Source organism: Rhodococcus sp. IEGM 1370, assembly GCF_033142325.1.
Lineage (GTDB): Bacteria > Actinomycetota > Actinomycetes > Mycobacteriales > Mycobacteriaceae > Rhodococcoides.
On record NZ_JAWLRY010000001.1, the window covers coordinates 379,436 to 392,319 of the forward strand.

General features: G+C 63.8%; 14 protein-coding genes. 7 read left to right on the top strand and 7 right to left on the bottom strand.

Annotated features, from left to right (window positions below; translation table 11 throughout):
• Nucleotides 1-26: 26 nt before the first annotated feature.
• The 3 genes from R4P47_RS01880 to R4P47_RS01890 are packed head-to-tail and all read left to right on the top strand — an operon-like array spanning nt 27 to nt 3,802.
• The gene (locus R4P47_RS01880) at nt 27-1,664 is read left to right on the top strand and encodes a class I adenylate-forming enzyme family protein (RefSeq protein WP_317532138.1); all 1,638 of its coding nucleotides are present in this window, start codon (nt 27-29) and stop codon (nt 1,662-1,664) included.
• Nucleotides 1,661-2,953: an MFS transporter gene (locus tag R4P47_RS01885; protein ID WP_068046850.1), complete on the top strand. Its 1,293-nt coding sequence runs from the start codon at nt 1,661-1,663 to the stop codon at nt 2,951-2,953. Before R4P47_RS01880 ends, R4P47_RS01885 begins: the two co-directional genes overlap by 4 nt.
• 54 nt (nt 2,954-3,007) lie before the next feature.
• Complete coding sequence (locus R4P47_RS01890) at nt 3,008-3,802, top strand: MerR family transcriptional regulator (RefSeq protein WP_317532139.1); 795 nt, start codon at nt 3,008-3,010, stop codon at nt 3,800-3,802.
• Here the strand turns inward: R4P47_RS01890 and R4P47_RS01895 are convergent.
• Nucleotides 3,797-4,363, bottom strand: coding sequence for a TetR/AcrR family transcriptional regulator (locus R4P47_RS01895; RefSeq protein ID WP_317532140.1), 567 nt, complete (start codon nt 4,361-4,363; stop codon nt 3,797-3,799). The two genes, R4P47_RS01890 and R4P47_RS01895, sit on opposite strands and share 6 nt — an antisense overlap.
• A 68-nt stretch (nt 4,364-4,431) precedes the next feature.
• On the opposite strand from R4P47_RS01895, the gene R4P47_RS01900 reads away from it, so the two are divergent.
• Nucleotides 4,432-4,809: a hypothetical protein gene (locus R4P47_RS01900; protein WP_149405234.1), complete on the top strand. Its 378-nt coding sequence runs from the start codon at nt 4,432-4,434 to the stop codon at nt 4,807-4,809.
• Between the two features lie 110 nt (nt 4,810-4,919).
• Complete coding sequence (locus R4P47_RS01905; protein ID WP_149405235.1) at nt 4,920-5,744, top strand: dienelactone hydrolase family protein; 825 nt, start codon at nt 4,920-4,922, stop codon at nt 5,742-5,744.
• Between the two features lie 41 nt (nt 5,745-5,785).
• Here R4P47_RS01905 and R4P47_RS01910 read toward each other — a convergent pair whose 3' ends face one another.
• Nucleotides 5,786-6,151 (bottom strand): DUF1330 domain-containing protein, encoded by a 366-nt coding sequence (locus R4P47_RS01910; RefSeq protein ID WP_149405236.1) that lies wholly within the window; start codon nt 6,149-6,151, stop codon nt 5,786-5,788.
• A gap of 159 nt (nt 6,152-6,310) precedes the next feature.
• On the opposite strand from R4P47_RS01910, the gene R4P47_RS01915 reads away from it, so the two are divergent.
• Nucleotides 6,311-7,210, top strand: a complete 900-nt coding sequence (locus tag R4P47_RS01915) for a 3-hydroxyacyl-CoA dehydrogenase (RefSeq protein ID WP_149405237.1) — start codon at nt 6,311-6,313, stop codon at nt 7,208-7,210.
• Nucleotides 7,211-7,308: 98 nt separating this feature from the next.
• Here the strand turns inward: R4P47_RS01915 and R4P47_RS01920 are convergent, their stop codons facing one another.
• On the bottom strand, nt 7,309-8,511 hold the full coding sequence (locus tag R4P47_RS01920) for a helix-turn-helix domain-containing protein (protein ID WP_317532141.1): 1,203 nt from the start codon (nt 8,509-8,511) through the stop codon (nt 7,309-7,311).
• Between the two features lie 98 nt (nt 8,512-8,609).
• Between R4P47_RS01920 and R4P47_RS01925 the strand changes: the two genes are divergently transcribed.
• On the top strand, nt 8,610-10,274 hold the full coding sequence (locus R4P47_RS01925) for an FAD-binding dehydrogenase (protein ID WP_317532142.1): 1,665 nt from the start codon (nt 8,610-8,612) through the stop codon (nt 10,272-10,274).
• An 80-nt stretch (nt 10,275-10,354) separates the two neighbouring features.
• On the opposite strand, the gene R4P47_RS01930 is transcribed toward R4P47_RS01925, so the two are convergent.
• Genes R4P47_RS01930 through R4P47_RS01945 form a run of 4 tightly spaced genes read right to left on the bottom strand, consistent with a single transcriptional unit; the run spans nt 10,355 to nt 12,879 of the window.
• Entirely contained in the window at nt 10,355-11,614 is a 1,260-nt protein-coding gene (locus R4P47_RS01930; RefSeq protein WP_317532143.1) for a PP2C family protein-serine/threonine phosphatase, read from the bottom strand.
• A gap of 15 nt (nt 11,615-11,629) precedes the next feature.
• Nucleotides 11,630-12,073: an ATP-binding protein gene (locus tag R4P47_RS01935; RefSeq protein WP_317532144.1), complete on the bottom strand. Its 444-nt coding sequence runs from the start codon at nt 12,071-12,073 to the stop codon at nt 11,630-11,632.
• A gap of 28 nt (nt 12,074-12,101) precedes the next feature.
• Complete coding sequence (locus R4P47_RS01940; protein WP_269594270.1) at nt 12,102-12,491, bottom strand: anti-sigma factor antagonist; 390 nt, start codon at nt 12,489-12,491, stop codon at nt 12,102-12,104.
• 31 nt (nt 12,492-12,522) lie between these two features.
• The gene (locus R4P47_RS01945; RefSeq protein ID WP_317532145.1) at nt 12,523-12,879 is read right to left on the bottom strand and encodes an anti-sigma factor antagonist; all 357 of its coding nucleotides are present in this window, start codon (nt 12,877-12,879) and stop codon (nt 12,523-12,525) included.
• Between the last annotated feature and the right edge of the window lie 5 nt (nt 12,880-12,884).

Sequence of the window (12,884 nt, forward strand, 5' to 3'; positions counted from 1 at the left end):
ATTCCGGTCAACCGAAAGGGCCGTCCATGACCCTCGACAGAGCGATCGGGCCTGCAACCGTCCTCGATGGATGGCGTAGGAGAGTGTCCGATGCCCCGGACCGGCCGGCGCTGGCGTACTTCGACACCGTGCTCACCGCCCGCGAGGCGGACGAGGCATCCGACGCCCTTGCGGCCGCCATGATCGACCGCGGAGTGACGCGCGGCGACCGTGTCGGCATCTATCTGCAGAACATTCCGCAGTACCCCCTGACCTTTCTCGCGCTGTGGAAGATCGGGGCGGTCGCGTTGATCCTCAACCCGATGTACCGCAATCGCGAACTGCGAACGCTGATCGACGACGCAGAACCGATCGCGCTCGTCTGCGACGAACAAGATCTCGAAGCCCTCGGTTCGACACTGCGGGGTAGTACGGTTCGGCTACTCGTGAGCACCAGTGGACTGGACCTGCAGACTCGCAACGACCCGCGCGTCTTCTCTTCGACGTCTCGCGTGACCCCCCGGCCCGACGACGATCTGATGGGCCTGATCGATCTGTACCGTGGCCGGTCCATTCCCGAATTCGCCCCGCACCCGGACGATCTCGCGCTCCTGGCCTACACGTCCGGAACCACGGGACCGCCGAAGGGTGCGCAGATCTCGCATGCGAACGCATTTGCGACGGCTCTGGATTTCGGGGAACGGGCCGGTCTCGCCGACGGGGACGTCGTGTTCGCCGTCGCGCCGCTGTTTCACATCACCGGCGCGATGCTCGACGCGGCGGTTGCTCTGATACGCGACTGTGTGCTCGTCTTCGCTCACCGTTTCCATGCGGCAGTCACTCTCGACGCCTTCGTCGAGCACCGCGTCACGTACACCATCGGGTCGATCACGGTGTTCAACGCGATCTCCGAGACTGCAGATGCGACGCGTGCCCACTTCGAGTCGGTGAAAGCCTTGTACTCCGGCGGCGCGCCCATCCCGCCCGCATCGGTCACCGCTTTCGAGTCCGCATTCGGGTGCTACATCCACAACGCGTACGGCATGACCGAAACGACAGCGGGCGTCATCGCGGTGCCGCCCGGCGCCCGAGCGCCGGTGGACTCCGCCAGTGGGTCGCTGTCCGTCGGGCTACCGTTGCCGCGAGTGACGTTGCGTACGTTGGACTCCTCCGGGGAGCCGACGGCCGCGGGAATCGCGGGGGAACTGGAGATCTCGGGTCCGCAGGTGGTCTCGGGCTACTGGCGCAATCCCGATGCGACCGCGTCGACGATGCCCGAAGGTCGACTTCGTACGGGAGACGTGGCGATCATCGACGACGGCGGATGGGTGTATCTCGTCGACCGGCTCAAGGATCAGATCAACGTGTCGGGGTACAAGGTCTGGCCCCGAGAAGTCGAGGACACCCTCTACGAACATCCCGCGGTGTTCGAGGCCGCCGTGGTGGGCAGGCCCGACGACTACCAGGGCGAATCGGTGGTGGCCTACGTATCCCTGCGCAACGGCACCACGGTGACGCCGGATGCGCTGGTGGACTTCGCGCGCGACCGACTGGCGGCCTACAAACGCCCGAAGGTCATTCACATCATCGACGAACTTCCCAAGACCCAGACCGGGAAGATTCGGCGTGCAGCACTCAAACCTGTTCCAGTGCAAACTCATTCGACCGAAAGTGACACTCCATGACCGTCGGATCATCACGCGATACCCGCTCGGCACCCGATATCTCCTCGCGGAAGAAATCGTTGTTCGCCAGCACCGTAGGCAACGTTCTCGAATGGTACGAGTGGAGCGCCTACGCGGTGTTCGCACCGTTCATCGCGGCGGCGATGTTCAGCCAGGCAGATCCGGTCTCGGCACTGCTGTCGACGTTGGCAGTGTTCGCCGTCGGATTCCTGATGAGGCCCCTCGGCGGCATCGTGTTCGGCCGGATCGCGGACAAGAAGGGCCGCAAGTTCGTTCTCGTCACCACGATGCTCATGATGGCGACCGGCAGCCTGCTGATCGGCATCATGCCCACCTACGGTGCGATCGGTGCCTGGGCCTCGGTGCTGCTCTTGCTCGCACGCGTCATGCAGGGATTCGCGCACGGCGGTGAGTCGGCGACGGCGTACTCCTACGTCGGCGAGATCGCACCGCCGAACCGTCGGGGCATGTGGGGAAGCGTCGCGTTCGTCGCTATCTTCGGCGGGTCGGCTCTGGCGTACACGGTCGGTGGCGTCATCACCTCGACGCTGTCGGAATCGGCTGTCGGCCAGTGGGGTTGGCGTATCCCGTTCCTGCTGGGCGCACTCCTGGCGTTGTTCGCGCTCTACCTGCGCAAGAACATGGACGAGAGCGAGGTCTTCGATTCGGAGCAGAACAAGGTGGAACAGGCACCGATCGCACGCAAGACCGTCGTCAAGGCGATCGTGCTGATGATCGGAATGACGTCGGGAATCACTGCGGCGCACTACACCTGGACCTCCTACGTCTCGACGTTCGCCATCACGCAGCGGGGGATGAACCCGGACACCGCGTACTGGATGCTCGTCGTCGCTCAGTTGATTGCGCTGGTGTCCCTGCCGTTCTTCGGTCGTCTCTCGGATTCGATCGGTCGACGGCCGATGCTGGCCGCCTTCGCCGTGCTGATGTTCGTGCTGCAGATCCCGCTGACGATGATGATCTCGACGCAATGGTGGTCACTGCTGCTCCCGTCGACGGTGGCGCTGCTCGTCATCGCCGTCCCGGCATCCATCCTTTCCTCGACTCTCTCGGAGAGCTTTCCCACCCGACTCCGCACGCAGGCAATCGGATTCGCCTATTCGTTCTCGGTAGCGGTGTTCGGCGGAACTGCGCCGTATCTCAACCAGCTCTTCCTCGGCCTCGACTTGGGCTGGGTGTTCGGTGTGTACATCATGTTCCTGGCCGCTCTGACCGGTGTCGCCTGCTTCTTCATGAAGGAAACCAAGGGAATTCGACTCGAAGACGTGTGATCCGAACCGGCCGAGTTTGCTCCTGACGTGGCGTGAGGTTCTACCGTTGCCTGCATGAACAGCAGCGATTCCAGCACATGGGGCATCGGTGACGTGGCCCGCAGAACCGGCGTCACCGAGCGTACGTTGCGCTACTACGAAGAACTCGGTTTGCTCGCTCCCGTCCGAGACGGAGGGGGCAGGCGTCGCTACGACGGGCGTGACCTCGACCGGCTGTACCGGATTCGACTGCTCCGTGAACTGGGCACCCAGCTGGGCGATGTGGATCCGGACGCAGCGGATCTCCTGCACCTGAGTCGGCAGCATCTGGCCGACCTGGACCGGCAGATGGCCGAGCTCGCTCGTGTGCGAGAGCGGGTTCGGGCGGTCGAGGACCGGCTACTGCACGGTGCTCTCCTCGGCGACGACGCGCTGTTGGACCTGCTCTCGGGTCTGTCGACCGAGGAGCCGGCAGTCACCAGACGCACCACGTTGCTGGTCTATCGTGACATCGCAGCAGCGCATTCCTACCTCGTCGACGTGTTCGGACTGGCTCCCGGACCCATCGAATACGACGGCGACAGAGCAGTACACGGTGAAGTGCATGCCGGTGACGGTGTGGTCTGGCTTCACCGCGAGGCCCCCGAGTTTCGGATGGTGTCGCCGCTGACAACCGGATCGGTCACCGCGTCGCTTGCGATCCTCGTCGACGACGTCGATGCCCACCACGCTCGCGTGGCGGCAACCGGGGCATCGATCGACTACCCGCCCACCGACATGCCCTACGGCGTTCGTGAATACAGCGTGCGCGATCCCGAGGGACATCTGTGGTCGTTCCAGTCGCCGATCGAAGAACAGACGTCGTCATGAACTCGGTCGTTCCTTCGTGGATCCACCGGAGTGCAGCAGAGACGTCGATGCCGTGGCGGCGAGATCGGTGCCTCCCAACAGACGCATGAGCAGCAGGCCGTCGAGCAGTGCCACTGCAGCTGTGGCCTCCATCCGTCGATGGTCCGGACTACCGACGACAAAGCCGCTGAGCCACTCGATCCAGCCCTCCACCAAGAGTGAGGCCACCGACCGGTAGGGCTCCAATCCTGCAGTGGCTTGTCCGATCGCCTCGAAATACAGACCGAACAACGGATCGTATTCAGGTTTTGCCACGACCGGCCATGCCGCCGCGACGAGGGAGCGGTGGTCGTTCATCGGCGTCGAGAACGCCGCGGCCAGCACGTGCTGCAATCGGTCTCCCACCACCGACAGAACGGACGTCACGAGGTCGTCCTTCGTGGGGAAGTAGTAGACGACCATGCGATCGCTGATCTGCAGACGCGACGCGAGTCGGCCGAAGGTCAAGCGGCTCAGGCCGCCTTCCAGGGCGGCGTCCAATGCGCCGGACAGCATCTCTTCGCGCGAATGTTTGGTGGCCACACCTTGATTGTAGTGGCCACTACAGGTAGCGTCGGTGTAGTAACCACTACAAAACCTGAGGAGACGTTATGCGTTCACAGTCCACCCCGTTGCTCGCACTCTCGGTTCTGCGATCGGCTGCCGGATTGGTGTCGTGGGTGAGCCCTGCGCACTCGTGGCGCGCCTTCGGTCTCGGACCCATGCGCGAACCCGGAAGCGCGGGGGTGGCGACCCGCCTGTTCGGAGTGCGCGATGTGGCACTCGGAATGGCCTTGCATCACCCGTCCTCGGAGGTTCGCAAGGCAGCGGTAGCGGCCGGGGTCGGGATCGATGCCCTCGATGTCGCGGCGAGCGTGCTCGGCCGACGTGCGGGTGCGCCTGCCGCGAGTCTGTTCGGAGTTGCGGCCGGTGCCACGCTTTTCGTCGCGCTTGGTGTGACCATTCTGGCCGACACGGACTCGTGGTGATTGCGCAGGCGACACGTGTTCGATCGACGTCGTGTCGATCCGCGATGATCTAGCTTTGATCGCAAGCGTCGGCTCGGCGCGGTGAACCCTTGGCAGAAGGACGCACTCCCATGACCGATGACACTCTGGCCGACTTCGAGCGAACCGAGTTCACCGCGGACGGGCGGACAGCGCCCGTGTATCGCATCGGAACCGGACCGGCTGTGATCGTGATGTCGGAGATGCCGGGCATCACTCCCAGGGTCGCGGACTTCGCGAGAACCGTCGCCGGAATCGGTTGTACGGCCGTCGTTCCGCACCTGTTCGGAGTCGACGGCAAGGATCCCCTGGCCGCGCCGATGGGAGCGCTCGGCACCGTTGCCACCATGTCCCGCGCCATGGTGCCGGCGTGCATCAGTCGCGAATTCACCATCCTCGCCACCGGCAAGTCGTCGCGCATCGTGGTGTGGTTGCGGGCTCTGGCGGCGCAGGAGCACGAGCGCTGCGGCGGACCGGGCGTCGGTGCCATCGGAATGTGCTTCACCGGCGGATTCGCTCTCGCTATGGCGGCGGACGACCGTCTGATCGCACCGGTGCTCTCGCAGCCGTCGCTTCCGTTCGCGGCATCGAAGTCTCGCGCCCGATCCATCGATATCACCCCGGGCGATCTCGACAAGGTGAAAAGCCGTTGTGCAGCAGGAGAGCTCACGGTCCTGGGGATGCGCTTCGAGGGCGACAAGATGTGCCCGCCTGTGCGATTCCAATGGCTGCGAGAGCAGCTCGGCGACGCATTCGTCTCGGTGGAACTGCCCGACTCCTCGTTCAACCCGGAAGCCTTCGGACCGCCGCATTCCGTTGTCACGGAGGGACTGATCGACGAACCAGGGCAGCCGACACGGCAGGCTTTGGACCAGGTGCTCGACCTGTTCCGCAGTAAGTTGCTCGCAACGCCGTGAGGTCCCTCTTCGCGAACACGATGCGAAGCCGAAGGTCGAATTCACGACCACGGAATGGTGGCCTGCAGAACCGCCTCTTTCAACGCGGCGGTCCGTAACGCCGTCACCGTCTGATATTCGGGATCGGCCACCATCTCGCTGAACGCCTTACGTGACGGGTACTGGACCAGCAGCACTGCATCCCAGTCCTGTCCGTCCTCGGCGGCAAGTGCGGTCGAACCGTCGCCCGCGTACAGCACCGTCGCGCCGTAGCGCGGGAGGAAAGTCTCGTCCAGTGCTTTCGCATATTCCGCGTAGGAGTCGCGACCACCCTCGGCAAACCGAAGCAGGTTGAGCATCACCACCGGACCGCCGGGATCTTCTTCGAGGTAGCGCTTCAGGTCTCTTCCGCGGGGATCGACAGCCATCGTTCGAGTATGCGTGAACCGTCGATCCTGTGGAGTGTAAAGCGCTGTCGTCGGTCGAGTCGGTCCACTGTTGGACCCCACGAGACGATGGCTCCGCGCTCAGCGGTAGAACTTGGAGAGCGGGAAACCAGTGACTCCATAGAGGGAAGTGTGTCGTCCATGACCGAAGTCGATAACGTGACCGTATTCGGAACCGGAGTGCTCGGTTCGCAGATCATGATGCAGGCCGCCTACCACGGAAAAACCGTTGTGGGATACGACATTTCCGACGAACTGCTTGCCAAGCTGCCGGGTCGCTGGGAATGGATGCGCGGATACTACAAGCGTGACCTGAAGACTTTCGACGAGGAGCGATTCGACAAGGCCATCGAATCCATCACGACCACCACCAGCGTCGCCGAGGCCGTTTCGGACGCCGACCTGGTGATCGAAGCAGTTCCGGAGGATCTCGACCTGAAGAAGAAGGTCTGGTCGGCTATCGGCGCGTCCGCTCCGCCGAAAACTATCTTCGTGACCAACTCGTCGTCGCTACTGCCCAGCAGTTTCGCCGAGGCCACCGGGCGGCCGGAAAAGTTTCTTGCATTGCACTTCGCCAATCTCGTGTGGCGGTACAACACCGGTGAGGTGATGGCAACTGCTGCAACAGATCCTGTCTACTTCGATGTCGTATTGAGCTTTGCGGCGGAGATCGGTCTCGTCCCCGTTCCGGTCCGTAAGGAAATTCCGGGATACGTGCTGAACAGTCTTCTGATCCCGCTTCTGCAAGCAGGAGCCAACCTTTACGTCGGCGGGGTTGCCAATCCGGCGGACATCGACAACGTGTGGCGCATAGCCACCGGGGCACCCGCCGGTCCGTTCCAGATATACGACACTGTCGGCTTCAACGTCGCTGCACATATCGCGCGCGCACACGGTGGCGAGGATCAGGTCAAATTTGCCGACATACTGCAAAAGGGTATCGACGCGGGAAAGACCGGTCTCGGGGACGGTGAAGGCTTCTACACGTACGACTCCGACGGCCGGCGACTCGATGCTGTCGAGTCGTGGAACATCAACTGAATCGCTCGACCACCGTCCCATTCAGGTGACGAGACCGCGTATGGGTTCATGCATGGGTGTCCGGGTTTTCGATGTGCCCGGCATTGCCGAAGATCGGATCACCCGAGTTGCCGCAGTTGAATCGCAGTGTCCAACGCGAGGCGATGCCACGCAGATCGGGGATCTCGGCCGGTCAGTTCCTGGGCTCGGCGCAGTCGGTAGCGCAGAGTCTGCGGGTGTACCTGTAGTCGGGTGGCGGCAGCCGTTGCCGTACCGGTGGCGATGAAGGCCGAAAGGCCTTGCAGAATATGTTCGTTCGCCGCCTCGGCCAGCGGACCGAGCACGCTACGTACCACCTCGTTCGTGTCCGCGGTGGGGCGCGCGGTCAGCAGTGCCAGCAGCTGACCGTCACCCTGATCGAGCAGTGCCCGGTCGTCGAACGCGTGATCCGGTGCAGTATCCAGAGCCTCCGATGCGAGTCGCCACGAACTGCTGATACCGGCAATGGTGGATCTCTCCACTAGGCATCCGCGCAGCATCAGATCTCGACACGCGAGGTCCGCCTCGGCGCGGTGGATCGATGGTGGCAACAGCACGATCGCGCGTTGCTCGCGCCGAGTGCACAAGTGGCTCCGCTGACCCGACGGTGCGGTGCGGTCCGGCGGAACGAGTCCTACTGCGAGGGCCAGCGATTCGACGGTGTCGTCGGACATGGGTCGGCCCGGATCTGTCGATTGCACCACAAGCAGATTCGGGTGCGTGGGCAGCTTCAGGTCGAGTTCGCGAGAACGATCCGACACCGTCCCGGGTGAGTTGTGTCTGGCAGCCAGCAGGTCGTCGAGCAGCGCGGCATGCGCCTGCGCACGGTTGGATGTGAGCTGTTCGCGCGCAATGACGTACGCGCCGATGATTTCCTCGGAGATTGCGTCGATGGCGTCGAGCACGCCGAGGCCGAGTTCGGCAATGTCCGGTGGTTCGAGTACATCGAGATACTCGGTTGTCACGTGCCGAACGAACACGCTCGACGCGACTCGATACGCACGCAGCACATCGGCCAGCGGGCGCCCGTCCGCTGCGCGCGCGGCACCTATCGCGCGGAATCTACTGTGGTCACGGTCGTCGATGGTCCGATCGCCATGCGCCCACAGGGCCATCAACCGCCTCAGCGACCAATATGCGATGGCCTCGACATCGGCCAACTGCGCACCCTGCAGTGATCGGTAGACCGGGATCGCGGCGCGAATCGCGTGTACTGCGGATGCGACGACGGGACCCAGCTCCGATTCGATCTTCGCGACTACGGCGACCCGCGCTGGGTACATCGACCTACCTCCCCACTCTTTGTCAGTATCTGATAAATCCTATAGTCATTTGAGGCGGTTTCCTTGAGATCCGGCACCGACGACAGCACAGTGGGGCAATGGACGCAGACGTGATCGTGGTGGGTGCAGGCCTGGCCGGACTGGTGGCGACCGCCGAACTGGCCGATGCCGGAAAGCGGGTGCTGCTCCTCGACCAGGAGCCCGAGCAGAACCTGGGCGGCCAAGCGTTCTGGTCATTGGGCGGTCTGTTCATGGTCGACACCCCGGAGCAGCGACGCATGGGCATCAAGGATTCCGCGGAGCTTGCGTGGCAGGACTGGCTCGGAACCGCGACCTTCGACCGCGGCATCGACGATCCCGCGGGCGAGGATTACTGGGGCCATCGGTGGGCGCGCGCGTACCTCGATTTCGCGGCGGGGGAGAAGCGGTCCTGGCTGCACGCGCAGGGTGTGCGGTGGGTTCCCATCGTCGGGTGGGCCGAACGTGGTGGCTACCTCGCCGAGGGGCACGGCAATTCGGTTCCGCGGTTCCATCTGACCTGGGGTACCGGTCCAGGGGTCGTTGCGCCGTTCGAGCGACGCGTACGTGAGGCCGCTGACAAAGGGTTGGTGCGCTTCGGTTTTCGTCACCGCGTCGACGAGTTCATCGTCAGTGCCGGCACAGTCGAGGGAGTCCGCGGCGCACTTCTCGAACCCAGTGCCGCGGAGCGAGGTTCGGCCAGTAGCCGCGTCGAGGTGGGTGAGTTCGAGTTGCGTGCCGGGGCCGTGCTCGTCACTGCGGGCGGCATCGGAGCCAACCACGACCTGGTGCGGGAGAACTGGCCGGCACGGCTGGGAACGGCTCCGAAGTCCCTGATCTCGGGAGTCCCCGAACACGTCGACGGCCGCATGCTCGGCATCACCGAGAAAGTCGGTGGCCGTCTGGTCAACAAAGACCGCATGTGGCATTACACCGAAGGCATCAAGAACTGGAATCCGATCTGGAAGAACCACGGAATCAGAATCATTCCCGGCCCGTCGTCCATGTGGTTCGATGCGCGTGGGCGACGGTTCCCGGTTCCGAACTTTCCGGGGTTCGATACTCTCGGCACGTTGAAAGCCATTCAGGACAGTGGATTCGAGTACTCCTGGTTCGTTCTGACGCAGAAGATCATCGAGAAGGAGTTCGCACTCTCGGGATCGGAGCAGAACCCGGACATCACCGGAAAGAACCTCAAGCTCGTTCTCGGCCGGGTGTTGCCCGGTGCCAGCGAACCGGTGGAGGCGTTCAAGAAGAACGGAGAGGATTTCGTCGTCGCCGACACCCTCGCCCAACTCGTCCAGGGAATGAACAGGGTCTCCGGCGAGGATCTGATCGACCTCGCCGATCTGAAGCGGCAGATCGAGGCCCGCGACCGTGAGGTCGACAACCCGTTCACCAAGGACCTGCAGATCTCCGCGATCCACAATTCGCGTCGATCGCGGGGAGAGCGCATCGCGCGTACCGCCTCACCGCACAAGATTCTCGATCCGAAATCGGGTCCGCTGATTGCCGTGCGGTTGAACATCATCACGCGAAAAACATTGGGCGGCATTCAAACCGACCTGCAGGGCCGTGTCCTCGACGGCGACGGACAGGCGATAGACGGATTGTGGGCGGCAGGTGAGATCGCCGGGTTCGGTGGCGGCGGTGTGCACGGGTACCGCTCGTTGGAGGGAACGTTCCTGGGTGGGTGCATCTTCGGCGGCCGGCAGGCCGGACGCGCGCTCGCTGCGCAAGCGTGACAATGGCGCGGAGTCGAATGCGATGCACCGAGTACCGCGATTTCGCTCGGTGAGCGAACTCGCGGCTCCGGCGTCGATTGCTACGAGTCGGCCTCGGGCCGGGGTACCTCGAAGGCGAGCAGTGCGACGTCGTCCTGCAGGCCGTCCCCGAAGGATGCCAACAGTGACGTGAGATCGTCGACGATCTTCGGTGCAGTGGTCGCACCCTTTCTCGCAGCGAAGGATTCGAGGCCACCGTCGTCGTCGAAGCGCGTCCGCCCGGGCCCGACGATCGCTTCGGTCAATCCGTCGGTGTAGAACGCCATGACGTCGCCGGGGCGCAGGGTCACCGATGCCGATGCGAAGTGCGGCTCGGCCAACGCTCCGACCAACTGGCCACCTGTGGTGTCGACGAAGTCGACGACGGCGTCGTGCGTGATACGCAGTGCCGGCGGATGTCCGCCGCTGGCGAGTTCCACCTTTGCGCCGTCCGGTCCCGGGGTGATGGTGCCGAAAACCACCGTGCAGAAACGTGGATCGTCTCCGTGGAACTCGTGGTGCAGAACGGTATTGAGGTTTTCGAGCACCGAGATCGGGTTGCGGTCGAACACTGCGGCGGCGCGGAGGGTGTACCGGGTCAGAGAGGTCACGGCGGCGGCGCCCGCGCCCTTACCGCTCACGTCACCGAGGAAGAATCCCCACGTCTGCTTGTCGAGCGGAAACACGTCGTAGAAGTCGCCACCGACCTCGTCGATGGATGCGGGGTGATAGTGCGCTGCCACGTTCATGCCCGTCGGAGCCGACAGGATCGGCGGCAGCAGAGTGCGTTGCAGCGTCGACGCCAGAATCTGCACCTGGGTTCTCTCCGCCTCGGCCTGCTTGCGTGCTTCTTCCGAGGCCCCCAATGCGTCCTGCGATCTGTCCAGAGCGGCCTCGGCATCGTCCTGGGCGGCCTCCGCGTTGTCGCGGGCGTCGACCAGATCCTTTTCGCGCACATGGCGTTCGGTTTCGTTGTGCAGCGTCATCGTCACCGTCACGGCCCCTTCGGCCGTGCGCAGACTGTTGGCCAGGATCGACACGGCTATCGCGGCGCGTGGATCGGACGCGACGGTCAACTTCGCGTTCGCTCCGACCGGCGAGTCCGATTCCGATGTCGACACAACATCCATCAGGGCCGCCAGGATCGGCTCGAACTCGACCGTGAACAGGTCGGTGACGGACATTCCGACGAGCGTCTCGCGGCTGCGCGCGGTGATCCGAGCGGCGGCCGCGTTGGCGTAGAGGATTCGCGAAGTGGCGACGTCGACCGAAAACACGCCGCACGGTGCAGTGTCGAGTAGATCAGCAGCCGTGGCAGACATGGGGACTCCCTTCGGTCAGGACGAGCGGGTGGCGGGTTTCGAGTGGTCGGTTGTGATCGGATCGGTCCACACAGCAGTGACCACTGTGCCGAAACCGGGTCGATGGTCGACCAGGAGGTCGTCGGCCACCGCGGCTGCGAGTTGCAGGCCGTGACTTCGATTGGTCGTCGGCGTCGGTGGACGCCACGTCCCGGTGTCGGAGATCGTCACCGTCAGCGTCCGGTGTTCGTAGGCGGCGGTGATCGTCATCGTCCCTGGCTCGGGCACCGAGTGATAGGCGTGTTCGACCACGTTTGCCAGTGCCTCGTAGACCCCGAGGACGATGTCGTCGACAAGATCACTACTCACGCCGAGTTCGAGAGTCCAGTGATGCAACCGGCGCCGAAGTACGGTCGCCACGCCGGGCTCGGCCGGGGCGGTGTGGCTCCAACGACTGGGAGCGAGACTGCTCTCGGTCATCGTCGTCGCCCGATTCGGTATCGGTCGGTCATCGGTCGACCTCCGCGTCGAGAGCAGCCGACCGAACGTGGGCAACCGCGTCGGGCACGGTCGTGAATGTCGCCATCACTCGATCGATTCCGCTGAGCTGCACCGGACGAACCACGACTCCGTCGACCGCTACCAGCGCCATACGTGAGGCATCGGGTAGCCGATCGCACACTCGCACCAGCACAGTGATCGCGCTCGACGACAGGAAGCTGACGTCGGTCAGATCGACGACGAGACCTCCTGCTGCACTGTCGGCCGCGGGAAACGCGGTGGCGGACAGTTCTGGGATGGTGTCGAGATCCAACTCGCCTCGAACGGTGAGTACGGTGGCCGAGTCGTGCTCGGCTGCCACGATCTCGAACGGTCCTCCGGTCGGCTCCTCTGACATAACTTGGACGTTACCTGTTGTCGAGTCGGATTCACGACCGAAACGTGTCGACGAACAGGTCACCTGCGCCCAGTACTTCCAGGACCATGCGGACCGAGCGTGCAGGCGCGAATACGGCGATCTTGCCCGGATGTACAAAGGTGAAATCGATGATCGCGTTGGCGACGCCGGAGTACATGAACGAGACCTCCGACAAGTCGACCGTCACCTGCACGGACGCCGATGCCAGGCGGTCGAGGCTGTGCACGAACTCGGCCCGGGTGGACATGTCCAGTTCGCCGAACGCGCGCAGCGTGTTGCGGCGGTCCGGTCGCACGACGGTCTCGAGTCGGAACACGCCTTCGTCGTCGCGAAGGGAGCGTTCCATGGTTGCGGTGCTGGTCAACATGTCTT

What these genes read in the sequence shown, in the direction of transcription:
- R4P47_RS01930 (WP_317532143.1), bottom strand. Translation starts at nt 11,614, where the DNA reads ATGTCTGCCACGGCTGCTGATCTACTCGACACTGCACCGTGCGGCGTG.
- R4P47_RS01900 (WP_149405234.1), top strand. Translation starts at nt 4,432, where the DNA reads ATGCGTTCACAGTCCACCCCGTTGCTCGCACTCTCGGTTCTGCGATCG.
- R4P47_RS01915 (WP_149405237.1), top strand. Translation starts at nt 6,311, where the DNA reads ATGACCGAAGTCGATAACGTGACCGTATTCGGAACCGGAGTGCTCGGT.
- R4P47_RS01925 (WP_317532142.1), top strand. Translation starts at nt 8,610, where the DNA reads ATGGACGCAGACGTGATCGTGGTGGGTGCAGGCCTGGCCGGACTGGTG.
- R4P47_RS01935 (WP_317532144.1), bottom strand. Translation starts at nt 12,073, where the DNA reads ATGACCGAGAGCAGTCTCGCTCCCAGTCGTTGGAGCCACACCGCCCCG.
- R4P47_RS01920 (WP_317532141.1), bottom strand. Translation starts at nt 8,511, where the DNA reads ATGTACCCAGCGCGGGTCGCCGTAGTCGCGAAGATCGAATCGGAGCTG.
- R4P47_RS01885 (WP_068046850.1), top strand. Translation starts at nt 1,661, where the DNA reads ATGACCGTCGGATCATCACGCGATACCCGCTCGGCACCCGATATCTCC.
- R4P47_RS01940 (WP_269594270.1), bottom strand. Translation starts at nt 12,491, where the DNA reads ATGTCAGAGGAGCCGACCGGAGGACCGTTCGAGATCGTGGCAGCCGAG.
- R4P47_RS01910 (WP_149405236.1), bottom strand. Translation starts at nt 6,151, where the DNA reads ATGGCTGTCGATCCCCGCGGAAGAGACCTGAAGCGCTACCTCGAAGAA.
- R4P47_RS01905 (WP_149405235.1), top strand. Translation starts at nt 4,920, where the DNA reads ATGACCGATGACACTCTGGCCGACTTCGAGCGAACCGAGTTCACCGCG.
- R4P47_RS01945 (WP_317532145.1), bottom strand. Translation starts at nt 12,879, where the DNA reads ATGTTGACCAGCACCGCAACCATGGAACGCTCCCTTCGCGACGACGAA.
- R4P47_RS01890 (WP_317532139.1), top strand. Translation starts at nt 3,008, where the DNA reads ATGAACAGCAGCGATTCCAGCACATGGGGCATCGGTGACGTGGCCCGC.
- R4P47_RS01880 (WP_317532138.1), top strand. Translation starts at nt 27, where the DNA reads ATGACCCTCGACAGAGCGATCGGGCCTGCAACCGTCCTCGATGGATGG.